The organism is Pseudomonas helleri, assembly GCF_045830615.1.
Lineage (GTDB): Bacteria > Pseudomonadota > Gammaproteobacteria > Pseudomonadales > Pseudomonadaceae > Aquipseudomonas > Aquipseudomonas helleri.
The window spans coordinates 4,371,572-4,396,599 of the sequence record NZ_CP174501.1 but is presented as its reverse complement, the minus strand read 5'-3'; the positions used below and the strand labels follow the sequence as shown (position 1 = coordinate 4,396,599).

Below are 25,028 nucleotides of genomic sequence, written 5' to 3'. Positions count from 1 at the left end.
ACTTTAAGAGAACGTCCCCCCGGTTATGCGCATCGAACCCCGTCCACTGCCCGAAACCCTGCCTTTTTTGGGCGAAATGCCGACCCTGCTTACGCGTTTGTACGCTGCGCGGGGTGTGCAATCACAAGCTGAACTGGACAAGAGCCTGGCGCGGTTGATCCCGTACCAGCAGCTCAAGGGCATCGATGCTGCGGTGGACTTGCTGGTAGTGGCGCTTGAACAGCGCCAGCGCATCTTGATCGTCGGTGACTTTGACGCCGACGGTGCCACCGCCAGCACCGTGGGCATGCTCGGTTTGCGCCTGCTGGGCGCCGCCCATGTCGACTACCTGGTGCCCAACCGGTTTGAGTACGGCTACGGTCTGACCCCCGAAATCGTTGAAGTGGCATTGACCCGTTCGCCGCAATTGCTGATCACCGTGGACAACGGGATCTCCAGCGTCGAAGGCGTGGCCGCGGCGAAAAAAGCCGGGCTGAGCGTTCTGGTCACCGACCACCACTTGCCGGGCAACGAACTGCCGGCGGCCGATGCCATCGTCAACCCTAACCAGCCGGGTTGCGAGTTCCCCAGCAAGGCGCTGGCCGGGGTAGGGGTGATCTTCTACGTCCTGATTGCCTTGCGTGCACGCTTGAACAGCTTGGGTTGGTATCAAACGGTCAAAGCGCCCAACATCGCCGAATTGCTCGATTTGGTGGCATTGGGCAGCGTGGCCGACGTGGTGCCGCTGGACGCCAACAACCGCATTCTGGTGCATCAGGGGCTTGAGCGAATCCGTGCCGGGCGGGCGCGGCCAGGGCTCAAGGCGATCCTCGAAGTGGCCAAGCGCGATCATTCGAAGATTACCTCTACCGACCTGGGCTTTATTCTCGGGCCACGGCTGAACGCGGCCGGGCGGCTGGACGACATGAGCCTGGGCATTGAGTGCCTGCTCACCGACGACCCCAACGCGGCGCGGGACATGGCCGCCCAGCTCGACGAAATGAACCAGGACCGCAAGTCCATTGAGCAAGGTATGCAGCGTGAAGCGCTGGCCCAGCTTAAGGAATTGACGCTGGACAGCATGCCGTTTGGCTTGTGCCTGTTCGACCCGGAGTGGCACCAAGGGGTGATCGGGATTCTGGCCTCGCGCCTCAAAGAGCGCTATTTCCGCCCGACCTTTGCCTTTGCCGATGCCGGAGACGGCATGCTCAAGGGCTCGGGGCGTTCGGTACCGGGCTTTCATATTCGTGATGCGCTCAGCGTGGTCGCGGCGCAGCACCCGGAGTTGATCAGCAAATACGGCGGTCACGCCATGGCAGCGGGTCTGACATTGCCTGAAGCCAACTTCCCACTGTTTGCTCAAGCATTTGACGAAGAAGTCCGACGTCAACTGCGTGAGGAAGACCTGACCGGTCGGCTGTTGTCTGACGGCAGTTTGGCGATTGAAGAATTCCACCTTGAACTGGCGCGCGCGTTGCGCCATGCCGGGCCGTGGGGGCAGCACTTCCCTGAGCCGCTGTTTCACGGAGTGTTTCAGTTGGTCGAGCAGCGTATTGTTGGCGAGCGGCACTTGAAAGTCGTGCTCAAGACCGAGTGCGGCAGCGTCAAACTGGACGGCATTGCCTTTGGTGTAGACCGCGAAGTGTGGCCCAACCCGACCATTCGCTGGGTCGAACTGGCCTACAAACTCGACCTCAACGAGTTTCGCGGAAACGAAACCGTGCAACTGATGATCGCCCACATCGAACCGCGCTAACGCCTGCCCCCTTTTGGCTGACCAATAACGCTGTAGGAGCTGCCGCAGGCTGCGATCTTTTGCTTTTGATCTAGATCTAAGAGCTCCCCTCACCCTAGCCCTCTCCCGGAGGCAGAGGGAACCGATTGGGGGAAGCTGAAGATAATCGCTGTCCTGTTTGCAGCGCGACAGCGCGGCGTCGAAGACGGGGCGGCAGCGCCTACGGTGATGCACGCTCATTTGAACCCCACCTCATCCAGTGTTGTCGACTAGTCTCTAAGGAGTGCCTGGAGCCTACCCACTGGAATGAGAGGTGACCCATGAGTCTGCTGCTCGAACCCTACACCCTGCGCCAACTGACCTTGAATAACCGCATTGCGGTCTCGCCAATGTGCCAATACTCCAGCGTTGATGGGCTGGCCAATGACTGGCATTTAGTTCACTTGGGCAGCCGGGCCGTTGGCGGTGCCGGTCTGATTTTTACCGAGGCCACCGCGGTGACCCCCGATGGCCGGATCACCGCTCAAGACCTTGGGCTGTGGAGCGACGAACACATCGAGCCGCTGCAACGCATCACCCGCTTTATCCGCGCCCAGGGCGCCGTGGCGGGGATTCAGCTGGCGCATGCCGGGCGCAAGGCCAGCACGCATCGCCCTTGGCTGGGCAAGCATGGCAGCGTCAAAGTGGACGAGGGCGGCTGGGTGCCGGTCGGGCCATCACCCATTGCCTTTGACCCCAATCACACGGCGCCCAAACAACTGGATACAGAACAGATCCAGGGCGTTGTTCAAGCCTTTATCGATGCCGCCAAACGATCGCTCGAAGCCGGTTTCTCGGTAGTGGAGGTTCACGCTGCCCACGGTTACTTGCTGCATCAATTTTTGTCGCCGCTGAGCAACCAGCGCCTCGACGAGTACGGCGGTTCATTCGAGAATCGCATCCGCCTGGTGCTGCAAGTGACCGAAGCGGTGCGCGAAGTGTGGCCTAAAGAACTGCCGGTCTTTGTCCGCGTCTCGGCCACCGATTGGGTCGAAGATGGCTGGAACCCTGACGAAACGGTTGAACTGGCGCGGCGCCTGAAAGCGCTGGGGGTTGATCTGATTGACGTGTCGTCGGGTGGTACGGCGGCGTCGGCAGAAATTCCGGTGGGGCCGGGTTACCAGACCCGATTCGCCGAGCGAGTGCGCAAAGAGGCGGCTATCGCTACGGGCACGGTGGGGATGATCACCGAACCCGCGCAGGCCGAACATATTTTGCGCACCGGTCAGGCGGACTTGATTCTGCTGGCCCGTGAACTCTTGCGTGACCCGTACTGGCCGCTGCATGCCGATGATGATCTGGGCGGCAGAAAAGCGATCTGGCCTGCGCAGTACCAGCGTGCGACCCATCGCGATCAGCCGATTCATGAATCGGACCTGCGCGACTGAAACCCGACCTGTCACCTGAACCCGTTACGAGGAGGTTGCTAATGAACACCCGTGGATTGCTCGATCAACTGCTGAAGTCTGGCCAGGAATTGCTGGAGAAAAAGACCGGTGCGTCAAACAACGCTTCTGGCGCCAGTGCCAATAAAGGGGGATTGGGCAATGTGCTGGGTGCGGGCGGGCTCGGCGGCCTGCTCTCGGGGGCAGGAGGTGGGGCGATGGCGGCCAGTGTCCTGGGCCTGTTAATGGGTAGTAAGCGCGGCCGCAAGTTCGGCGGCCAGGCCTTGACCTATGGGGGGTTGGCGGCCTTGGGCGTACTGGCCTACAAAGCCTACGGCAACTGGCAGGCCAGCCAGGGCACTGCCCCCGAACACCCGCCGCAAACCATTGATCGTGTCGAGCCGGTGCAGGTTGAGGAACACAGTCAGGCGATTCTCAAAGCTCTGGTCGCGGCAGCCAAGGCGGATGGTCACATTGACGATCGCGAGCAGGAGATGATCGAGGGCGAGTTGAGCAAGCTCAAGCACGACCCGCAACTGCAGCAATGGCTGCAACTTGAACTGAAAAAACCGCTGGACCCGGCCGAAGTCGCCAGCGCGGCCACCACCCCGGAAATCGGCGCAGAAATGTACATTGCCAGCTTGATATTGGTGGATGAAGAGGCGTTCGGTGAACGGACTTATCTGGATGCACTGGCCAAGCATCTCAAGCTTGATCCGGGGCTAAAAGCTGAGCTGGAAGCGCAGGTTAAACAGGCTCAGGTTTAACTGCCCTTGTAGGAGCGAGCTTGCCTCGCGATCTTTTAAACGTCGAAAAGATCGCGAGGCAAGCTCGCTCCTACACTGTTAGCTGTGTTGTAGGTTTTTTTACTAATTGCTGTGAGAACAGTCTCAACGTCCGTGAGAATCCTTGCTGGCCCTCGGCTATACTCCTCCATCATTTGAATGGCCCCGAGGATAGACTGTGAAGAACTGGACGTTACGCCAACGCATTTTGGCGAGCTTTGCGGTGATCATCGCCATCATGTTGCTGATGGTTGTCGCGTCTTACTCGCGCCTGCTGTCGATTGAGTCGAGCGAAGAGACTGTTCGCACCGATTCGATTCCCGGGGTCTATTACAGTTCGATGGTGCGCAGTGCCTGGGTCGACAGCTATGTCCTGACCCTGCAACTGGTCGGCTCGGCCACCCAGCGTGATTTGACCAGCGAAGACCGTAAGCTGTATGCCAGCTACGAAGACCGCATGAACCAAGAGCTGGACAACTACCGCACCACCATTTTTGATGACCAGGACCGCGCCGAGTTTGATGAGTTCGAGCGCATCCACGGTGAGTACACCAAGGCGTTGTCTGGCGTTCTGCAGTTTTACGAAGACAAAAAAACCGAGCAAGCCGACGCCATGCTCAACGAGCAACTGGCCCCGCTATGGGCCGCGGGGCGCAAGCAACTCAACACCATCATTGACACCAACCGTACCCAGGCCAACCACGCCACCGAAACCATTGCCAATGCAGTGACGACGGCAAAAATCAGCATGGTGATCTCGCTGATCGTGGCTGTGCTGGCTGCCGGGCTGTGCGGCTACCTGTTGTTGCGGGCGATCATGTCGCCGATGCAGCGCATCGTTTCGATCCTTGAAACCATGCGTTCCGGTGACTTGAGCTCACGCTTGAACCTGGACCGCAAAGACGAGTTCGGTGCCGTCGAAACCGGCTTCAACGACATGATGACCGAGCTTACCGCGCTGGTGTCTCAAGCCCAGCGGTCCTCGGTCCAGGTCACCACCTCGGTGACCGAGATCGCCGCCACGTCCAAACAGCAACAAGCCACGGCAACCGAAACTGCAGCCACCACCACGGAAATCGGCGCGACCTCCCGCGAAATTGCCGCCACTTCCCGTGACCTGGTGCGCACCATGACCGAAGTGACTTCGGCTGCCGATCAGGCTTCGATCCTGGCCGGTTCCGGGCAGCAAGGCCTGGCGCGCATGGAAGAAACCATGCACTCGGTGATGGGCGCTGCCGATCTGGTTAACGCCAAGCTGGCGATCCTCAATGAAAAAGCCGGCAACATTAACCAAGTGGTCGTCACCATCGTCAAGGTTGCCGACCAGACCAACCTGCTGTCGCTCAATGCCGCCATCGAAGCCGAGAAAGCCGGTGAATATGGTCGTGGTTTCGCCGTGGTTGCCACCGAAGTACGTCGCCTGGCTGACCAGACGGCTGTCGCCACCTATGACATTGAACAAATGGTGCGTGAGATCCAGTCCGCCGTGTCGGCGGGTGTGATGGGCATGGACAAGTTCTCTGAAGAAGTGCGCCGTGGCATGGCCGAGGTGACGCAAGTCGGTGAGCAACTGTCGCAAATCATTCATCAGGTTCAGGCCTTGGCGCCGCGCGTGTTGATGGTCAACGAAGGCATGCAGGCGCAAGCCACCGGCGCCGAGCAAATTAACCTGGCACTGGTGCAGTTGGGGGATGCCAGCAGTCAGACCGTAGAGTCCTTGCGTCAGGCCAGCTTCGCGATCGACGAACTCAGTCAGGTTGCCGTTGGGCTGCGCAGTGGCGTTTCGCGTTTTAAAGTCTGATGAGCGAACTTTTAACCAAGCGTGCGGCCGCCGTGGTGCCGAGTCAGCGCCTGTTTCTGGTGTTCTACATCGGGGATGAGCGTTATGCCTTGTCGGCGACCGATGTGGTCGAGGTGCTGGCGCGTTTACCGCTCAAACCGATTGCTCACGCCCCGGCGTGGGTGGCGGGCGTGTTTGCGCACCGTGGGCAGATGGTCCCGGTCATCGACATCAGCGCCATGACCTTTGGCCATGAAGCCGTGGCCCGCACCAGCACGCGGCTGGTGCTGGTCAATTTTCGCGGCAAACTGCTGGGGCTGATGCTGGAGCAGGCCAACGCGACCTTGCGCTGCGACCCGGCAGATTTTCAGCCCTACGGCCTGGATAACCGCGCCGCGCCGTACCTGGGGCCGGTTCGTGAGGATGCCCAAGGGTTGCTGCAGTGGATCCATGTCGACGACCTGTTGAGCCCGGCGGTGTGCGCGCTGTTGTTCCCTCCAAGCCTGGATGACGCCAGCGCAGAGGGGCTCGCATGAGTGACGACCAGCGCTTTTACGATTTTTTGAAGCAACGCATAGGCCTGGACGTAGCGTCCGTGGGCCTGGCGATTATCGAGCGTGCGGTACGCCAGCGTTGCCTGGCGTTGAACATGCCCGACAACGATCACTACTGGCAGCGCCTGACGTGTTCACACGATGAGCAGCAGGCGTTGATCGAATCGGTGATCGTGCCCGAGACCTGGTTTTTTCGGTACCCCGAGTCGTTTGCCACATTGGGCCGTCTGGCCCGCCAGCGTTTGGCCGACACCAGCGGCCTGCATACCCTGCGCATTCTGAGCTTGCCGTGCTCCACCGGCGAAGAGCCGTATTCGATTGCCATGGCCCTGTTTGATGCCGGTCTGGTCGGGCATCAGTTCAAGGTCGAAGCCCTGGACGTCAGCCCGTTGTCGGTGGCGCGGGCGCAGTCGGCGCTGTATGGCAAAAACTCATTTCGCGGCCAGCAAATTGATTTTCGTGAGCGCTATTTCACCCCGGTCAATGACAGCTATCAGTTGGCGGAGCGGGTGCACGAGCAGGTCACTTTTCATGTTGGCAACTTGCTCGATCCGACGCTGCTCAGCCATCACCTGCCTTATGACTTTGTGTTCTGTCGCAACCTGCTGATCTATTTCGACCTCAAGACTCAGCATCAGGCGCTGGATATCCTCAAGCGCTTGACCCGTGACGACGGCGCACTGTTTATCGGCCCGGCCGAGGGCAGCCTGCTGGGCCGCCTGGGCATGCGTTCGATCGGTGCACCGCAGTCGTTTGCCTTCTGTCACAGCCATGAGCCGGTGCCTGTTGCGCGGCCAGTGCTGGCCGAGCCCAGACCGCTGCCCAAACCCGCACCGCGGCCGATGCCGCCGGTGTCTGCCCCACGGCCCTTTGCACCTCGTGCGCCAATACCTGTCGCGCCAACCCCCGCCGCGTGCACGGGTGCGGCCTTGCTGGCGCACATTGCCGCGTTGGCCAACGAAGGCAAAAGCAGTGACGCCCGCCAGGCTTGCGAGCAATTTTTGCAACAGCATGGCCCGCACGCTCAGGTGTTCTACTGGCTGGGCCTGCTCAGCGATGTTGAAGATCAAGCGGCGCAGGCGCAGAGTTTCTATCGCAAGGCGCTGTACCTGGACCCCCAGCATTCAGAAGCGCTGGCGCACTTGGCCGCTCTCTTGGCTGCCCAAGGTGACGCAGCAGGCGCCCAGCGCTTGCAGGAGCGCGCTGCCCGTCATGAACGTTCGGTTCACAGTGAGCGCAAACAATGAGAGGTTTATTCGCCCAAGGCTTGATTCATGACGAAGCCCAGACCATTGATGACTGCTGGAACCGCATCGGCATCTTCGGCGACAAGTCTTGCCCGAAGTTGCCGGAGCATATCCATTGCCGCAATTGCGCGGTGTATTCCGCTGCCGCCACGCGCTTGCTGGATCGCTACTCGTTTGAGCAAGAGCCTGAGGAGCACAACGCCCAGCCAATGGCTGAGCAAAAAGTTGCCACACGTTCGCTGGTGGTGTTCCGTCTGGGCGGTGAATGGCTGGGCCTGAACACGGTGTGCCTCGACGAAGTGGCGCGCATGCAAGCCATTCACTCGTTGCCGCACCAGCGTTCGCGGGCCCTGCAAGGGGTGGCCAACGTGCGCGGTGCGCTGGTGCCGTGTTTGTCGCTGGTTGACCTGCTGGGGCTGGACCCTACGGTGACCATTACCCCTTCGCAGCGGGTGATGCCGCGCATGCTGATCGTGGCCGCCCATGGCGGCCCGGTGGTGTTGCCGGTGGATGAAGTCGACGGTGTCCACAACATTGAAGAACGCGCTTTGAACGCCGCCTCGCTGTCGGGCGAGCATGCCAGCGCGAAATACACCCGGGGTGTGCTGGCGTGGAAAAACCGCAGCCTGCGCTGGCTGGATGAAGAACAACTGCTTGGCGCAATTACCCGGAGCCTGACATGACCCCCGAGCAAATGCGCGACGCGTCGCTGCTTGAACTGTTCAGCCTGGAGGCTGAGGCCCAGACGCAGGTGCTGAATGAGGGGCTGCTGGCGCTTGAGCGCAACCCGACCCAGGCTGACCAGCTGGAAGCCTGCATGCGCGCCGCCCACTCGCTCAAGGGCGCAGCGCGGATTGTCGGCGTGGATGCGGGCGTCAGCGTGGCCCACGTGATGGAAGACTGCCTGGTCAGCGCGCAAGAAGGCCGCTTGCGCCTGCATCCCGAGCACATTGATGCTTTGTTGCAGGGCACTGACTTGTTGATGCGCATCGCCACGCCGGGCAGCGACAACGTCGGCCCGGCCGATATCGACGCGTATGTCGCGCACCTCAACGAACTGCTGGATCCTTCCGGGCGGGTGGCGCCACGGGCCGCGCCTGTAGAGTTCGACGTCTCGCAATTGTTGCTGGCCCCCGAGCCTTTGCCCGAGCCGCTGCTTCACCCAGAGCCGGTGGCCCCAGTGGCCGCCGAGCCGGTTCCCGAACCTGCGCGTCGGCCTCAGCGCCTGACAGAAAGCGGCGAACGAGTGTTGCGTGTTACCGCCGAGCGCCTCAACAGCTTGCTCGACCTGTCGAGTAAATCGCTGGTCGAAACCCAGCGTCTCAAGCCGTATCTGATGGCGCTGCATCGGCTTAAACGCATGCAGAGCACCAGCCTGCGGGCGCTGGACACCCTTAACGAGCAGCTCAAAGTGGTGGGCCTGACGCACGAGGTTGAAGAGGCTCTGAACGAGGCCCGGCGCGTGCTCTCCGAGTCGCAGCATTTGCTCAGCGAGCAGACAGCCGAACTCGACGAATTCGGCTGGCAGACCAGCCAGCGCGCGCAATTGCTCTATGACACCGCGCTGGCCTGTCGCATGCGCCCGTTCGCCGATGTGCTGGTGGGCCAGGAACGCATGGTCCGTGATCTGGGCCGGGCGTTGGGCAAGCAGATACGCCTGGAAATCGAAGGCGAGAAAACCCAGGTTGACCGCGATGTTCTCGAAAAACTCGAAGCGCCGCTCACCCACTTGCTGCGCAACGCCGTCGACCACGGGGTTGAATCGCCCGAACAACGCTTGTTGGCGGGCAAACAGCCCGAAGGCACGATCCGTTTGCGGGTGTCGCATCAGGCCGGGTTGCTGGCCGTCGAACTGAGCGACGATGGCGCCGGTGTCGATCTCGAACGCTTGCGTCGCAGCATCGTCGAGCGCCAGTTATCCACCGCCGAGACGGTGGCGCAACTGAGCGAAGAAGAACTCCTGACCTTCCTCTTTCTGCCGGGGTTCAGCCTGCGAGATACGGTGACTGAAGTCTCCGGGCGCGGCGTCGGGCTGGATGCGGTGCAACACATGGTGCGCCTGTTGCGCGGCGCCATCGTGCTGGAGCAAACCGCAGGGCAGGGCAGCCGGTTCCTGCTGGAGGTGCCGCTAACCTTGTCGGTGGTGCGCAGCCTGGTGGTTGAAGTGGCCGACGAGGCCTACGCCTTCCCGCTGGCGCACATCGAGCGCATGCGCGACCTGTTGCCGGATGACATCGTGCAAGTCGAGGGGCGTCAGCACTTTTGGCACGAAGGCCGGCACGTCGGCCTGGTGGCCGCCAGCCAGTTGCTCCAGCGCCCGCCCAGCCAAAGCGATGACGAAACCCTCAAAGTGGTGGTCATTCGTGAGCGCGACGCCGTGTATGGCGTGGCCGTCGAGCGGTTTATCGGTGAGCGCACGCTGGTGGTTTTACCGCTCGATCCGCGTTTGGGCAAGGTGCAGGACATCTCGGCCGGTGCGCTGCTGGACGATGGTTCGCCGGTGCTGATTGTCGATGTTGAAGATATGCTGCGTTCGGTCGATAAGTTGCTCAACACCGGGCGTCTGGAGCGTATTGATCGGCGCAATCGGCACACCGCAGAATTGACCCGCAAACGCATTCTGGTGGTAGACGACTCGCTGACCGTACGTGAATTGCAGCGCAAATTGCTGATCAATCGGGGTTACGAAGTGGCCGTTGCGGTTGACGGCATGGACGGCTGGAACGCCCTGCGTGCCGAGCATTTCGACCTGTTGATTACCGACATCGACATGCCGCGCATGGATGGCATAGAGCTGGTCACCTTGTTGCGCCGCGACAACCGCCTGCAGTCCATGCCGGTGATGGTCGTGTCCTACAAAGACCGCGAAGAAGACCGTCGACGTGGCCTGGATGCAGGAGCCGACTATTATCTAGCCAAAGCCAGCTTCCATGACGACGCCTTGCTTGATGCCGTGGTTGAACTCATCGGGGGAGCCCAAACATGAAAATCGCCATCGTCAACGACATGCCTTTGGCGGTTGAAGCGCTGCGTCGGGCGCTGGCCTTTGAGCCGAGCCATGAAGTGGTTTGGGTCGCTCACAATGGTGCCGAGGCGGTACAAAAGTGTGCTGAGTTCACCCCGGACCTGATTTTGATGGACCTGATCATGCCGGTCATGGACGGGGTGCAGGCGACGCGACGGATCATGGCTGAAACGCCCTGTGCCATCGTGATTGTGACCGTTGACCGGGAGCAGAACGTACACCGCGTGTTCGAGGCCATGGGCTTTGGCGCGCTGGATGTGGTGGACACGCCCGCGTTGGGCGCAGGCAATGCCAAAGAAGCGGCAGCGCCGTTATTGCGCAAGATCCTCAACGTGGGCTGGTTGATGGGGCAGAGTGACAAGCGGGTACGCCCCGTGTCGGCACAGCCGCGCGCATTGGGCTTGCAGGGCGGGCTGGTGGTGATTGGCTCGTCTGCGGGCGGCCCGGCGGCGCTGGAAAGTTTGCTCAAGGGGCTGCCGCGAGATTTCCAGGTGCCTATCGTTCTGGTGCAACACGTAGACCAAGTGTTTGCGGCGGGCATGGCGCAGTGGTTGAGCGGCTCGTGCGGACTGGACGTACGTTTGGCCCGGGAAGGCGAAGTGCCACAGCCGGGGACGGTATTGCTGGCGGGCACTAACCACCACATACGGTTGTTGAAAAACGGTACCTTGGCCTACACGGCGGAGCCGGTAAACGAGATCTACCGCCCCTCGATTGATGTGTTTTTTGAAAGTGTTGCAAGGTACTGGAAGGGAGATGCCGTGGGGGTGTTATTAACCGGCATGGGACGCGATGGGGCTCAGGGGCTTAAACTCATGCGCCAACAAGGCTTCCTCACCATTGCGCAAGACCAACACAGCAGTTCGGTGTACGGCATGCCTAAAGCAGCTGCGGCCATTGATGCCGCGGTTGAGATCCGTCCTTTGGACAAGATTGCGCCACGTTTGCTGGAGATATTTGCCAAATGATCGACAAAATCCCGCAGGACTGGCTTGAAGGCAGTAATTCAGGTGAACGCGCATGAGCGATTTACAGTTGGACGACGTTAAAACAGACTAAAACGCCGCCATGGTGCTGCTGGTAGACGATCAGGCGATGATCGGCGAAGCCGTGCGCCGGGGATTGGCGCTAGAGCAGAACATTGATTTCCACTTCTGTGCAGACCCGCATCAGGCGATTGCGCAAGCCATCCGCATCAAACCGACTGTAATTTTGCAGGACCTGGTCATGCCGGGGCTGGACGGTCTGACCCTGGTGCGTGAATACCGCAATCACCCGGCGACCCAGAATATTCCGATCATCGTGCTGTCCACCAAAGAAGACCCGCTGATCAAAAGCGCAGCGTTTTCGGCGGGGGCCAATGATTACCTGGTCAAACTGCCCGATAACATCGAGCTGGTGGCGCGCATTCGCTATCACTCGCGCTCCTACATGACCCTGTTGCAGCGTGACGCGGCCTACCGTGCGCTGCGTGTGAGCCAGCAGCAACTGCTCGACACCAACTTGGTGCTGCAACGGTTGATGAACTCGGACGGCCTGACCGGGCTGTCGAACCGTCGCCACTTTGACGAATACCTCGAACTGGAGTGGCGCCGCGCCTTGCGTGAGCAGACCCAGCTGTCGTTGTTGATGATCGACGTTGACTACTTCAAGTCCTTCAACGACACCTTCGGCCATCTGGACGGCGACGAAGCGTTGCGCAAAGTGGCCGCGACCATTCGCGATGCCAGCAGTCGCCCGTCTGACCTGCCGGCGCGTTACGGCGGTGAAGAATTTGCCATCGTCTTGCCCAACACCTCCCAGGGCGGAGCACGACTGGTGGCAGAGAAACTGCGCCAGGCCGTAGAAGCCCTGAAAATCCCGCACATCCAGCCCAGCGAAGGCCGCAGCCTGACCATCAGCATTGGCCTGGCGACCCTCACCCCGCAACAAAACGGCAGCTCACGCCAATTGATCTCCGCGGCGGACAAAGGCCTGTACCTGGCCAAACACAACGGACGTAACCAGGTCGGGATCGAGTAACGCATCCCATCTTGTCTCGCGAACTTTTGATCTTTAAAGGCAAAAGATCGCGAGGCAAGCTCGCTCCTACAGAGTGGCTTTGCTTACATGAGGGGGGTGTTACTCAGCGTTGTCCAGCAATGAATCCACCACCGCACGGGCCATTTCGACCGAGTGCACCATCGACCAGATCAACCCGCGTTCAACGCCGCTGCCCAACTCTGTAATTTCATCACTCGTCTGCTCGGCGCATAACAGCAACAGCGACACATGCGCCAGCGCATCTTGCGCACTGATGCCGGCACGCAGGGTAAACATGGGTTGCAAGGTCGAGTCGATAGGGCCGAAGGCGCGTTGAGACGTGTTGGGCAGGGTCGAATGGATGTCGGGGGCTGGGCTTTTAAGGGCTGTGAGTATGCGGTATTGGGCGGTTTCGAAGGTTGTAGTGCTTGTTCTATCTGAGTGAATCTTTTTCATGAATTAACTCCGTGAGTGATTCCGAAGCTGTCACATCCACTTCCACATGGATAGGTGGCAGCCGTACGCAGGTGTGGAAGACCGGTTTCACGACCCCGGCACACCCGAAGGTGTCCTGCGCACAACCGCCATAACATCAGGCACCTAAAAGTGGCCTGGTGATCTCTTGCGATAAATGCGCTCGTGATACCGGACTTCCACATCCGTCCGTTGAAAGTTCAACGAAGGGCGCAGACTAAACCCCGGTTTTACAGTGGTGCAAGCGACTCACGAGCGGGGGCAATCTTCTAGGAAGTGCCCTGCATTGGGAAGAGGAAATTGCTGACGGAATGCGTCAAAAAGCCATCCCAAAACTCTGTAGGAGCGAGCTTGCCTCGCGATCTTTTGATATTTAAAGGCAAAAGATCGCAGCCTTCGGCAGCTCCTACAAAGTGAACTGCCCCCGCCAGGCGGGCTGCTGCCAGCCCATGTTTGCGGTATACTCCCCGGCTTTGTAAAAATCGCCTACGAGTGCCGCCAGCCATGGAAATCAACCCGATCCTTAACAGCATCAAGGACCTGTCAGAGCGCTCCGAAACTATTCGGGGGTATCTTTGACTACGATCAAAAGCATGAGCGTCTGATCGAAGTCAATCGCGAGCTTGAAGATCCTAGTGTCTGGAACAACCCGACGTACGCCCAGGAGCTAGGCCGCGAACGCGCCCAGCTGGCGCAGATCGTCGAAACCCTGGATGAGATGCACTCAGGTCTGGCCGATGCCAAAGACCTGCTGTTGATGTCCGCTGAAGAAGAAGACCAGGCCGCTGTCGATGACGTCGCCGCTGAAGTCGAACGTCTGCGCGAAGCCCTTGAAAAACTCGAATTCCGGCGCATGTTCAGCGGTGAGATGGACGCCAATAACGCTTACCTGGACATTCAGGCAGGCTCCGGCGGTACCGAAGCGCAAGACTGGGCCAATATCCTGTTGCGGATGTATCTGCGTTGGGCCGACAAGCGCGGCTTTGATGCCACCATCATGGAATTGTCTGCCGGTGAAGTCGCCGGGATCAAAGGCGCAACCGTGCATATCAAGGGTGAATACGCCTTTGGCTGGCTGCGTACTGAGATTGGCGTCCATCGTCTGGTGCGTAAAAGCCCGTACGACTCGGGCAACCGTCGTCACACCTCGTTTTCGGCTGTTTTCGTTTCGCCGGAAATCGACGACAACATCGAAATCGACATCAACCCGTCTGACCTGCGGATCGATACCTATCGTTCCTCCGGTGCGGGTGGTCAGCACGTAAACACCACCGACTCGGCCGTGCGGATTACCCACGTACCGACCAACACCGTGGTGAGCTGCCAGAACGAACGTTCCCAGCATGCGAACAAAGACACCGCCATGAAAATGTTGCGGGCCCGTCTTTATGAGCAAGAAATGCAGAAGCGCAGCGCGGCGTCTCAAGCCCTGGAAGACACCAAGAGTGACATCGGCTGGGGCCACCAGATCCGCTCGTACGTACTCGATGCTTCGCGTATCAAGGATTTGCGTACCAACATCGAGCGCAGCGATTGCGACAAAGTGCTCGACGGCGATATCGACGAATACCTGGTAGCCAGCCTGAAACAAGGGCTGTAAGTCGCGCAATAACCGTAAGTGCGCAGCCAATGCGATGCCTCAAGGCGCGCTAAAGGCCCGCCAACCCCTGCCGCAGGGCAGGGGCAACGAACCTGTGATGGAATTTTTAAGACATGAGCGACCAACAACTCGACCCCCAAGACCTGCAACAGGAAGAAAACGCCCTGATCGCCCTGCGCAAGGAAAAACTTGCTGCTGAGCGCGCTAAAGGCAACGCCTTCCCGAATGATTTTCGTCGTGAAAACTACTGCGCTGACTTGCAGAAGCAGTACGCCGACAAGACTAAGGAAGAGCTGGCTGAAGCAGCTATTCCGGTCAAGGTTGCGGGTCGCATCATGCTTAACCGTGGCGCGTTCATGGTGATCCAGGACATGACTGGTCGCATCCAGGTCTACGTCAACCGTAAAACCCTGCCAGAAGAAACCCTGGCCGCCGTGAAAACCTGGGACCTGGGCGACATCATCGCCGCTGAAGGCACCCTGGCCCGCTCCGGCAAAGGCGACCTGTACGTTGAAATGACCAACGTGCGTCTGCTGACCAAATCCCTGCGCCCGCTGCCAGACAAGCACCACGGCCTGACTGACACCGAGCAGCGCTATCGCCAGCGTTACGTTGACCTGATCGTTAACGAAGACGTGCGCCACACCTTCCGTGTGCGTTCGCAAGTGATCGCGCACATCCGCAGCTTCCTGATGGCGCGTGACTTCCTTGAAGTTGAAACGCCGATGCTGCAAACCATTCCGGGCGGCGCGGCAGCCAAGCCTTTCGAAACTCACCACAACGCGCTGGACATGGAAATGTTCCTGCGCATCGCGCCTGAGCTGTACCTCAAGCGTCTGGTGGTGGGCGGCTTCGAAAAAGTGTTCGAGATCAACCGTAACTTCCGTAACGAAGGCGTGTCGACCCGTCACAACCCAGAATTCACCATGCTTGAGTTCTACCAGGCGTATGCCGACTACGAAGACAACATGGACCTCACCGAAGAGCTGTTCCGTGAACTGGCACAGCTGGTGCTGGGCAGCACCGACGTGCCGTACGGCGACAAGGTGTTCCATTTCGGCGAGCCGTTTGTGCGCCTGTCGGTCTTCGACTCGATCCTCAAGTACAACCCTGAGCTGACCGCTGCAGACCTGAACGACATCGACAAGGCGCGTGAAATCGCCAAAAAAGCCGGTGCCAAGGTGCTGGGCTTCGAAGGCCTGGGCAAGCTGCAAGTGATGATTTTCGAAGAGCTGGTCGAGCACAAGCTGGAGCAGCCGCACTTCATCACCCAGTACCCGTTTGAAGTGTCGCCGCTGGCCCGTCGTAACGACGACAACCCGAACGTGACCGACCGCTTTGAGCTGTTTATCGGTGGTCGTGAAATCGCCAACGCCTACTCCGAGTTGAACGACGCGGAAGACCAGGCCGAGCGTTTCATGGCGCAGGTGGCGGACAAAGACGCCGGTGACGACGAAGCCATGCACTACGACGCCGACTTCGTGCGTGCGCTGGAATACGGCATGCCGCCAACGGCGGGTGAAGGTATCGGTATCGACCGTCTGGTGATGCTGTTGACCAACTCCCCGTCGATTCGCGACGTGATTCTGTTCCCGCACATGCGCCCACAAGCGTAACGATGCTGAATAAAAAACCGCCGATTCAAGGCGGTTTTTTATTGCCTGCCGTTCACGCATTCGTAGCAGCTGTCGAGCATGCGAGGCTGCGTCCGGCGGCGCAGCCGTCGTAAAACCCGTTAACGCGGTGTGCCAGATAAAGCGCATTCTGTGGTTTCACGATCGCTTCGCAATCGGACGTAGCCTGCGGCAACTGCTACGTAATTGGCATTTGGCGCAAGATTGAACCCGGCAAACTGCCCAACGGTTGACGGCGATTGTCAGTCGGATGGAATATCAGGCCCTACTCAATGAGTCCTGGCCGCTCTATAGAAGGATGCAGGCATGAAAGTGTGGCGCGTATTGCTGGTGGCATTGTCATTTTTGATGTTGAGCGGGTGCCTGGTGACGTTTAAAGACGCACCGATTGCGGCCCAGCCAGCGCCAAAACAACTGCTCGGAAAATGGACCAGCAAGGATGCCTGGGGCGAGGCGCGCAACCTGAATATCCGCGCCGTCGACAAGACTCGCTACGAAGCCGTGGTCTACCCCAAGGGCGAACCCAAGGCGCGTGATCGTTACACCTTTATCGTTGCTCGCCACGGCAGCCGCTGGTACGCCTCGGCCAATTTGCCGGCCAAGCTGGGCGGTGGCTACACCCTCAATGGTTTTGAGGTGAACGACAACGGCGAGTTGGTGGTGTACGACCTGGACCTTGACCAGATCAAGCAGGCGATAGGCCAGTCGACCTTGAACGGTGAGCCGGTCGAAACGTCTGAAGGCTCAGGCGTACAGATCCAGAGCCCATCAGCTACAGTTTTTGCATACCTCGATGATCCTGCTAATTCGGACGTCTTTGTCGAAGTGGCCCGCTATCAGCGTGCGATCAAGTAACCGCATTTAATCAAGGAGCCGCGGGTGGACGATTACCAGCGCACCATACGTACGTTGTCAGACCGCATTGTGCTGGCCCAGGCGCCGATCCGCGTGCTGGATGCGGTGAAGTGGGATGACAGCATCCGGCAGGGTTTTTTAAAGGCCAAAGGCAAAGAGATGCCAGCAGTCAGCCGTGACTATTACTTGTCGCGGCCGCTGTCTTTTGACTCCAGTGCGGTCAAGTCAGAGTTCCAGCACATTGAGCGCGACATTACCCGGCAACTGGGGCAGTTCAACCCGGTCGGGCAGATCATGCGGCGCATGTGCAAAGAGTACCGAATGGTGGTGCGCATGCTCGAAGCCCGCGGCACTGAAGACTTCGGGCTGATTTCCCAAGAGTTGTACGGCGCTGCTTCCGACGCGTTCCATGCCGGTGATCCGACGCTGGCCGATCTGGGCCTGATGATGTCCGATTACCTGGACAACATCGACGGGCGTGGCGACCTCAAGGACGAAGCCAAAAACCTGACCGCCAAAGATGCGGTCAACCTGCTGCAAAGCCGGCTCAACAAGGTCTTTGGCGAGTGCGAAGAAACCATCCGGGTGTTTGAGTCGGACGGTATCGTCGCGGACGCAGCGGCCGGCGCCGACTACATCAAGATCCGCAGCGATGCGATGTTCAACGAGCGTGACGTGCGCGCCCTCGAAGTACACGAAGGGCTGGTGCACGTGGGCACCACGCTCAATGGCCAGAACCAGCCGATTTGCACCTTCCTGTCCAAAGGCCCGCCCTCATCGACCGTGACTCAGGAAGGGCTGGCGATTTTGATGGAAGTCATCACCTTTGCCTCCTACCCGAGCCGCCTGCGCAAACTGACCAACCGCACCCGCGCCATCCACATGGTGGAAGAGGGCGCGGACTTTATGCAGGTGTATCAGTTCTTCCGTGATCAGGGGTTCGAGATGCCAGAAAGCTACGGCAACGCGAGTCGGGTTTTCCGTGGCTCGGTGCCAAATGGACTGCCATTCACCAAAGACTTGTCCTACCTCAAAGGCTTCATCATGGTTTACAACTACATTCAGTTGGCCGTGCGTAAGGGCAAGCTCGAACAAGTGCCGCTGCTGTTCTGTGGCAAGACCACGCTGGAAGACATGCGTACCTTGCGCCAGTTGGTCGATGAAGGATTAGTGGTTGCGCCTAAATACCTGCCGGACCAGTTCCGCGACATGAACGCCTTGTCGGCATGGATGTGCTTCTCCAACTTCCTCAACCACTTGAGCCTGGACCGGATCGAAGCCGACTACTCCAATATTTTGTGACAAGGCGATCCTCTCAATGAAAACCCTGGCTGCACTCTGCCTGCTGCTCGCCCTCAGCGGATGCAGCTCATTGTTGTTTTACCCCGAACCTGGCCAGCCGATTACCCCGACGGCGGCGGGCCTTGCCTACAAAGACGTCAACCTCACTGCCGGCGATGGCACGCAACTGCATGGTTGGTGGCTGCCGGCCAAGCCCGGCGTGCCGCTCAAGGGCACCGTGCTGCACCTGCATGGCAATGGCGGCAATCTGGCGTACCACCTGGGCGCCGTGGCCTGGTTGCCCGAGCAGGGCTATCAAGTGCTGATGCTCGACTATCGCGGTTATGGCCTGTCGCAGGGCAAGCCGGGCTTGCCAGCGGTGTATCAGGACATCGACGCCGCCTTTGACTGGTTAGAGCAACAACCGTCCGTGCAGGGGCAGCCGCTGATTGTGCTGGGGCAAAGCCTGGGCGGGGCCATGGGCGTTCATTACCTGAGCCAGCACCCGCAGCAGCGCGCCCGGCTCAAGGCTGTGGTGCTTGATGGTGTGCCGGCCAGTTACCGCGAAGTGGGGCAGTTTGCCCTGAGCACGTCCTGGCTGACCTGGCCCTTGCAAGTGCCGCTGTCGTGGTTGGTGCCTGACGCAGACAGTGCGGTGTACGCCATGCCGGACATGAAAGACGTGCCCGTGCTGATTTTTCACAGCATGGACGACCCGATCGTCCCGCTGTCCAACGGCATCCGTCTGTACCAGGCCGCGCCGCCGCCCAAGGTGTTGCAACTGACCCGGGGCGGTCACGTGCAAACGTTTGGTGACCCGACCTGGCGCCAAGTGATGCTGCGTTATCTTGAAGACCCGCAACATTTCAACGGTGTGCGGCGACTGGGGGAGATCCCCAATTACCCGCCGACTAAAGCTCCCGAAACAGAGACCCCGCAATGAGTGAAGAGCGTAACGCCATCCCCCTGATCCTCACTGGCATCGGCACCATCATCGGTACGGTGGGCTGCCTGTGGTACTACGGTTACCTGCACTTCGCCAAGCCTGAGGATGCGTTGCTGCTCAACGACTTCACCATGCTCAAGACCTTGCCGGGCGAGGACTACAAAGTTTCCCTGACCCCGGCCAACCAGGTGGCGCAGTGCATTGACGGCATCGTGGTGCTGTTTGATACCGAACAGAAAGGCCTGACCGGGGTGTTGGTCAACAACAAAAAACAGGCCGTGCATTGCATGGGGCAAGAAACGCCGAAGCTGCAACCTTAAGAGCAAAAGCGCTCTCACCCTAGCCCTCTCCCAGAGGGAGAGGGGACTGATTGCGGGCTGATGCAGATTTTTGGCGATCTGTGAGCCTGACGCTGAATGTGAGAACACGTCGGTAGAGCTCCCTCTCCCCCGGGAGAGGGCTGGGGTGAGGGAAAAGCCATACAACAAAAAGCCCCGCCTGATCACTCAGGCGGGGCTTTTATTTAACGCTTATCGATTTACTGGATCGAAGAGCGTGGCGCAACCGGCTGGTTGTCGTTGGAGATGGTCACTTCAACGCGGCGGTTTTGAGCGCGGCCCGAGTTGCTGCTGTTGTCAGCAACCGGGTATTCCTTGCCATAGCCCTGGGCAACGATACGCGATGGGTCTACACCGGCACGTACCAGTGCCGCTTTAACCGCATTGGCGCGACGCTCGGACAGGTTCTGGTTGTAAGAGGCGCTGCCTTTGCTGTCGGTGTAACCCTCAACAATCACCTTGCGATCCGGGTTCTGGATCAGGTAGTTGGACAGGGTCGCGATGCTTTCGCGGCTGTTAGGCTTGAGGTTGGCCTGGTCGAAGTCAAATAGCACGTCACCAAAGGTCACCAGGGTGCCGCGATCCGTTTGCTTGGCGTTCAGGCTTTGCAGCTTTTTGATTTGCGCATCACGGGCGTCCAGCAGGGCCTGGGCACGATCGGAACCGGCGTTTTTCAGCTGGTTTTCAGCGGTACGCAGGGCGATGGTTTGCTTGGCCAGCTCAACACGCTGGTTGGTCAGGTAAGCCAGTTGGTCAACCTTGGACTCTTTTTCTTTGTCCAGGTAGGCCTTTTCAGCCTTGTCCAGCCACTCGCCAGCGTCTTTGGTTTCAAGGGCTGCAACCTTGGTCGCTTCCGGGTTGGTTTGCAGGGCCGAGTAGTTGCTCTTGGCGTTTTCCAGGTTAACGTTCGGCTGGTGCGAGCACGCGGCCAAACCAACGCTCAGGGCCAGCAGGGCAGGGATCATTACTGTATTGCGCATAATAGTTGTCCTTTCTATCTATTAGGAATGCTGTATCGCCAGTTGCGATCAAAGAGGGGCGGCTGTTATTGCAGGCCGCGCATGCCTTCCTGACGCAGTTGCTGGACGGCTTTCTGAGCATCCTGAACGGCCTTCTCGGCTTTGGCGGCCTGGGCTTTACGTTCTGCTACGCGAGCGTCCCATTCAGCTTGTTCGGACAGGCGACGGGCTTCGTCATATTTTTTGTCGTGCATGGCCAGCTCAGCTTGTTTGAGCTTGTCTTGTGCCGACTTCATTTCCACTGGAGCGTATTCAGTACCGCCAGCGCTGACGGCGTTGTTCACGGCCGACTGCGTTACAGCGTATTGCTCGGTTGGCGGGTTACCAGCGCAACCGGCTAAAACGAAGCTGGCACCGATCGCCAATGCAGCCAGTTTCAGCCCGCGCAGGCGAGGAGAGGTGGTTTTGACAGTGCGGGTCATCATGGTCTTCAACTCCATTAGGAAACTCCTTAAATACATCATCTCCATCACAACTGTCGGGTGACCTGGAGCAGTTGGACGCAGGTTCCTGCAGTGATGGTTAAAAGCTGTGACCTGAACGAAATTTGAATAGTTCAAAAAAAAAGATGGCAGTTTGCCTAAAAATTTTCTGACTGATGGGTCATAGGCTAATTAGCTGTTTAGCGCGCACATGGCTTGCCAGCGACGCCCATTGCGACGCACTCTTGGGTCACGAACTCGCCCAGAATCTGCTGGAGAAATGGCTGATGACCGATATTGATGCACGCTTGCGCGATGATGTTCACCTGCTGGGTGAGCTGTTGGGTAATACGATTCGTGACCAATACGGCGACGCGTTTCTCGCCAAGATCGAACGCATCCGCCAGGGTGCCAAAGACGACCGGCACGGTACTCCGGGCGAAGAATTGAGCGCCATTCTCGATGCGCTCAGCGATAACGAAGTGTTGCCGGTCGCGCGGGCGTTCAACCAGTTTTTGAACCTGGCTAATATCGCCGAGCAATACCAGTTGATTCACCGGCGTGGCGATGACCAGCCGCAACCGTTTGAGTCGCAGGTGCTGCCCACGTTGTTGAACCGCTTGCTGGCCGAAGGGCATGACGCGAACTCGCTGGCGCAACAACTCAGCAGCCTTGAGATTGAGCTGGTGCTCACGGCCCATCCGACCGAAGTCACGCGCCGCACCTTGATCCAAAAATACGACGCGATTGCCGAGCAACTGGCGGCTCAAGATCACCGGGATCTGACCCTGGCCGAGAAGTCGCGAATCGAAGAGCGCTTGCAGCGCTTGATCGCCGAAGCCTGGCACACCGAAGAAATCCGCCGTACCCGGCCTACACCCGTGGATGAGGCCAAGTGGGGTTTTGCCGTTATTGAACACTCGTTGTGGCAGGCGCTGCCCAACATGCTGCGCACCGTCGACGCGGCGTTGCACGAGGCCACCGGGCTGCATTTACCGCTGGATTCAGCGCCCATTCGCTTTGCTTCGTGGATGGGTGGCGACCGTGATGGCAACCCCAACGTGACCGCCACGGTCACCCGCGAAGTGCTCTTGCTGGCGCGCTGGATGGCCGCCGATTTGTACCTGCGTGACATCGATAAACTCGCCGCCGATCTGTCCATGCAGCAGGCCACCGATGAATTGCTCGCGGTGGCGGGGGAGAGCGCCGAACCGTACCGCGCGGTGCTTAAACAATTGCGTGAACGCTTGCGTATCACCCGGGCCTGGGCGCAGAGCGCCTTGCACAGCGCACAACCTGCGCCCGAAGGTGTGTTGAGCGACAACCAGGACCTGCTGGCACCCTTGAAGCTGTGTTACACGTCGCTGCACGCCTGTGGCATGGGCGTGATTGCTGACGGGCCGCTGCTCGATTGCCTGCGTCGGGCGGTGACGTTTGGTCTGTTCCTGGTGCGCCTGGATGTGCGTCAGGACGCGGCCCGGCACACCTCGGCCATGACTGAAATTACCGATTACCTGGGCCTTGGCCGCTATGAAGACTGGGATGAAGACGCGCGTCTGATCTTCCTGATGCGCGAATTGAATAACCGGCGCCCGCTGTTGCCGGGTTACTTCAAACCCGCCGCCGAGACGGCCGAAGTGCTGGCCACATGCCGTGAGGTGGCAGCTGCGCCGGGGGCTTCGCTGGGCTCATACGTGATCTCCATGGCGGGTGCGGCTTCTGACGTGCTGGCGGTGCAACTGCTGCTCAAAGAGGCCGGGCTTGAGCGTCCGATGCGCGTGGTGCCACTGTTTGAAACCCTGGCCGACCTGGACAATGCCGGGCCGGTGATTGAGCGCCTGTTGCTGTTGCCGGGTTACCGCTCACGCCTGCACGGGCCGCAGGAAGTGATGATCGGCTACTCCGATTCGGCCAAGGATGCCGGCACCACGGCAGCGGCGTGGGCGCAGTACCGGGCGCAAGAAAACCTGGTGAATATTTGCCGCGAGCAACACGTCGACCTGCTGCTGTTTCATGGCCGTGGCGGTACCGTGGGGCGTGGCGGCGGCCCGGCGCATGCGGCGATTCTGTCGCAACCGCCGGGCTCGGTGGCGGGGCGTTTCCGTACCACCGAACAGGGCGAAATGATCCGCTTTAAATTTGGCCTGCCCGACATCGCCGAGCAAAACCTCAACCTGTACCTGTCGGCGGTACTCGAAGCCACGTTACTGCCACCGCCGCTGCCTGAGCCGGGTTGGCGAGTACTGATGGACGAACTGGCCGACGACGGGGTCAAGGCCTACCGCTCGGTGGTGCGCGACAACCCGCAATTTGTCGAGTATTTCCGCCAGTCCACCCCGGAACAGGAACTGGGCCGCTTGCCCTTGGGCAGTCGCCCGGCCAAGCGCCGTGCAGGCGGGATTGAAAGCTTGCGCGCCATCCCGTGGATTTTCGGCTGGACTCAAACCCGCCTGATGCTGCCCGCCTGGCTCGGCTGGGAAACCGCGCTCAGCCAGGCGCTGGCGCGCGGTGAAGGAGAGCAACTGGCGCAAATGCGCGAGCAGTGGCCGTTCTTCCGCACCCGCATCGACATGCTGGAAATGGTCCTGGCCAAAGCGGATGCTGACATCGCCCGGCTCTATGACGAACGTCTGGTGGCCCCTGAATTGCTGCCTTTGGGTGCGCACTTACGCGACTTATTGTCGCAGGCGTGCGAGGTGGTACTGGGTTTGACCGGGCAGTCTCAACTGATGGCGCACAGCCCGGACACGCTGGAGTTCATCCGCTTGCGCAACACCTACCTTGACCCGCTGCACTTGTTGCAGGCTGAGCTGCTGGCGCGTTCGCGACGCCAGCAAACCGATCAGGACAGCCCTCTGGAACAAGCGCTGCTGGTGACTGTGGCGGGGATCGCAGCGGGTTTGCGCAACACCGGCTAAGCTCGTTCGCTAGTCAAAAGTCGCGCCGTGGTGCCAAACATCGGGGCTTTTCATGGCCTGATCCGGCCCCGGCGCGACACTTTTTGCCAGGGTTGCGACCTGTGACACCCGGTCGCAAGGGCTGCTTTAGCAGTGATTATTCCTACTTTGGCCCGCTTGTGTGGTCCGGAACGGCTGTGTATCTTGGTCAGCCCTTTGGCCTGTTTTGCGGCCATTACCCGATTTTGAGATTGGCCCCAAGAGGCGAGTCTGTTGTCATTTAAATAAAAAATTGAGGAGCACATCGATGCGCGTAATTCTGCTGGGAGCTCCCGGGGCCGGTAAAGGTACTCAGGCGAAGTTCATCACTGAAAAATTTGGCATCCCGCAAATCTCCACTGGCGATATGTTGCGTGCTGCGGTCAAGGCTGGCACCGAACTGGGCCAGAAAGCTAAAAGCATCATGGACAGCGGTGGTCTGGTTTCTGACGACCTGATCATCAACCTGGTCAAAGAGCGCATTGCTCAGCCAGATTGCGTCAACGGTTTCCTGTTTGACGGTTTCCCGCGCACCATCCCACAAGCTCAAGCACTGGTCGACAACGGTGTAGAGCTGGATCATGTGGTTGAAATCGCCGTTGAAGACGAAGAAATCGTTCAGCGCATCGCCGGTCGTCGCGTTCACGAAGCGTCGGGCCGCGTTTACCACATCGCGCACAACCCGCCAAAGGTTGAAGGTAAAGACGACGTGACCGGTGAAGACCTGGTTCAGCGTAAAGACGACACCGAAGAAACCGTTCGTCACCGCCTGTCGGTTTACCATTCGCAAACCAAGCCGCTGGTGGATTTCTACCAGAAGCTTGAGTCTGCCCAAGGCAAACCCAAGTACAGCCACATCGCCGGTGTTGGCTCGGTAGAATCGATCACCGCCAAGGTGCTTGCAGCCCTGAGCTGATAAGTCGATTTTGCTTGGTGACAACAGCCCGCTTGCGGGCTGTTGTTGTTTATACT

The 25,028-nt window shown here is 59.5% G+C and carries 21 protein-coding genes; 18 read left to right on the top strand and 3 right to left on the bottom strand.

The genetic code is table 11. From position 1 onward, the window contains the following. Positions 1-25: 25 nt before the first annotated feature. From recJ to ACJJU9_RS19800, 10 genes are all read left to right on the top strand, one after another. A complete protein-coding gene (gene recJ, locus ACJJU9_RS19845; RefSeq protein WP_048368159.1) occupies positions 26-1,735 on the top strand; it encodes a single-stranded-DNA-specific exonuclease RecJ in 1,710 nt (569 codons plus the stop codon). Between the two features lie 299 nt (positions 1,736-2,034). After that, entirely contained in the window at positions 2,035-3,141 is a 1,107-nt protein-coding gene (locus ACJJU9_RS19840) for an NADH:flavin oxidoreductase/NADH oxidase (protein WP_048368157.1), read from the top strand. A gap of 41 nt (positions 3,142-3,182) precedes the next feature. After that, a complete protein-coding gene (locus ACJJU9_RS19835; protein WP_407729359.1) occupies positions 3,183-3,905 on the top strand; it encodes a tellurite resistance TerB family protein in 723 nt (240 codons plus the stop codon). A gap of 196 nt (positions 3,906-4,101) precedes the next feature. After that, positions 4,102-5,724: a methyl-accepting chemotaxis protein gene (locus ACJJU9_RS19830; RefSeq protein ID WP_407729358.1), complete on the top strand. Its 1,623-nt coding sequence runs from the start codon at positions 4,102-4,104 to the stop codon at positions 5,722-5,724. Further along, positions 5,724-6,239 carry a chemotaxis protein CheW gene (locus ACJJU9_RS19825; RefSeq protein WP_407729357.1) on the top strand — a complete coding sequence of 172 codons (516 nt, stop codon included), beginning with the start codon at positions 5,724-5,726 and terminating at the stop codon, positions 6,237-6,239. The genes ACJJU9_RS19830 and ACJJU9_RS19825 overlap by 1 nt, the downstream gene beginning before the upstream one ends. Next, on the top strand, positions 6,236-7,504 hold the full coding sequence (locus ACJJU9_RS19820) for a CheR family methyltransferase (RefSeq protein WP_407729356.1): 1,269 nt from the start codon (positions 6,236-6,238) through the stop codon (positions 7,502-7,504). The genes ACJJU9_RS19825 and ACJJU9_RS19820 overlap by 4 nt, the downstream gene beginning before the upstream one ends. After that, the gene (locus ACJJU9_RS19815; RefSeq protein ID WP_048368149.1) at positions 7,501-8,187 is read left to right on the top strand and encodes a chemotaxis protein CheW; all 687 of its coding nucleotides are present in this window, start codon (positions 7,501-7,503) and stop codon (positions 8,185-8,187) included. The genes ACJJU9_RS19820 and ACJJU9_RS19815 overlap by 4 nt, the downstream gene beginning before the upstream one ends. Beyond that, the gene (locus ACJJU9_RS19810) at positions 8,184-10,490 is read left to right on the top strand and encodes a hybrid sensor histidine kinase/response regulator (RefSeq protein ID WP_407729355.1); all 2,307 of its coding nucleotides are present in this window, start codon (positions 8,184-8,186) and stop codon (positions 10,488-10,490) included. Before ACJJU9_RS19815 ends, ACJJU9_RS19810 begins: the two co-directional genes overlap by 4 nt. After that, positions 10,487-11,497 carry a chemotaxis response regulator protein-glutamate methylesterase gene (locus ACJJU9_RS19805; protein ID WP_407729354.1) on the top strand — a complete coding sequence of 337 codons (1,011 nt, stop codon included), beginning with the start codon at positions 10,487-10,489 and terminating at the stop codon, positions 11,495-11,497. The genes ACJJU9_RS19810 and ACJJU9_RS19805 overlap by 4 nt, the downstream gene beginning before the upstream one ends. A gap of 100 nt (positions 11,498-11,597) precedes the next feature. Further along, positions 11,598-12,551, top strand: coding sequence for a diguanylate cyclase domain-containing protein (locus ACJJU9_RS19800; protein ID WP_407729353.1), 954 nt, complete (start codon positions 11,598-11,600; stop codon positions 12,549-12,551). Positions 12,552-12,650: 99 nt separating this feature from the next. On the opposite strand, the gene ACJJU9_RS19795 is transcribed toward ACJJU9_RS19800, so the two are convergent. Then, positions 12,651-13,007, bottom strand: coding sequence for a DUF3077 domain-containing protein (locus ACJJU9_RS19795; protein ID WP_153373654.1), 357 nt, complete (start codon positions 13,005-13,007; stop codon positions 12,651-12,653). Between the two features lie 522 nt (positions 13,008-13,529). Between ACJJU9_RS19795 and prfB the strand changes: the two genes are divergently transcribed. The 6 genes from prfB to ACJJU9_RS19765 all read left to right on the top strand — a co-directional run bounded on the left by prfB (position 13,530) and on the right by ACJJU9_RS19765 (position 19,661). Then, positions 13,530-14,625, top strand: a protein-coding gene (gene prfB, locus ACJJU9_RS19790) for a peptide chain release factor 2 (protein ID WP_153351134.1) whose coding sequence is annotated in 2 segments (ribosomal slippage) — positions 13,530-13,601 and positions 13,603-14,625 — 1,095 coding nt in all. Because the reading frame shifts where the segments join, the coding sequence is not laid out codon by codon here. 113 nt (positions 14,626-14,738) lie between these two features. Beyond that, positions 14,739-16,241, top strand: coding sequence for a lysine--tRNA ligase (gene lysS, locus ACJJU9_RS19785; protein ID WP_048368143.1), 1,503 nt, complete (start codon positions 14,739-14,741; stop codon positions 16,239-16,241). Positions 16,242-16,565: 324 nt separating this feature from the next. Then, complete coding sequence (locus ACJJU9_RS19780; RefSeq protein ID WP_407729352.1) at positions 16,566-17,114, top strand: hypothetical protein; 549 nt, start codon at positions 16,566-16,568, stop codon at positions 17,112-17,114. 24 nt (positions 17,115-17,138) lie between these two features. Beyond that, on the top strand, positions 17,139-18,416 hold the full coding sequence (locus ACJJU9_RS19775; protein ID WP_048368141.1) for a flavohemoglobin expression-modulating QEGLA motif protein: 1,278 nt from the start codon (positions 17,139-17,141) through the stop codon (positions 18,414-18,416). A 16-nt stretch (positions 18,417-18,432) separates the two neighbouring features. After that, complete coding sequence (locus tag ACJJU9_RS19770; RefSeq protein ID WP_314916204.1) at positions 18,433-19,338, top strand: alpha/beta hydrolase; 906 nt, start codon at positions 18,433-18,435, stop codon at positions 19,336-19,338. Continuing rightward, positions 19,335-19,661, top strand: coding sequence for a hypothetical protein (locus tag ACJJU9_RS19765; protein ID WP_048385602.1), 327 nt, complete (start codon positions 19,335-19,337; stop codon positions 19,659-19,661). The genes ACJJU9_RS19770 and ACJJU9_RS19765 overlap by 4 nt, the downstream gene beginning before the upstream one ends. A 218-nt stretch (positions 19,662-19,879) precedes the next feature. On the opposite strand, the gene ACJJU9_RS19760 is transcribed toward ACJJU9_RS19765, so the two are convergent. Both ACJJU9_RS19760 and ACJJU9_RS19755 read right to left on the bottom strand, forming a co-directional pair. Then, complete coding sequence (locus tag ACJJU9_RS19760) at positions 19,880-20,659, bottom strand: OmpA family protein (RefSeq protein WP_153373652.1); 780 nt, start codon at positions 20,657-20,659, stop codon at positions 19,880-19,882. 65 nt (positions 20,660-20,724) lie between these two features. After that, the gene (locus tag ACJJU9_RS19755) at positions 20,725-21,138 is read right to left on the bottom strand and encodes a DUF4398 domain-containing protein (RefSeq protein WP_048368136.1); all 414 of its coding nucleotides are present in this window, start codon (positions 21,136-21,138) and stop codon (positions 20,725-20,727) included. Positions 21,139-21,407: 269 nt separating this feature from the next. Here ACJJU9_RS19755 and ppc point away from each other — a divergent pair, with 269 nt between their 5' ends. Together ppc and adk are read left to right on the top strand one after the other, a co-directional pair. Beyond that, entirely contained in the window at positions 21,408-24,038 is a 2,631-nt protein-coding gene (gene ppc / locus ACJJU9_RS19750) for a phosphoenolpyruvate carboxylase (RefSeq protein WP_407729351.1), read from the top strand. Positions 24,039-24,324: 286 nt separating this feature from the next. Then, positions 24,325-24,972 (top strand): adenylate kinase, encoded by a 648-nt coding sequence (gene adk, locus ACJJU9_RS19745; protein WP_048368134.1) that lies wholly within the window; start codon positions 24,325-24,327, stop codon positions 24,970-24,972. Positions 24,973-25,028: the final 56 nt, after the last annotated feature.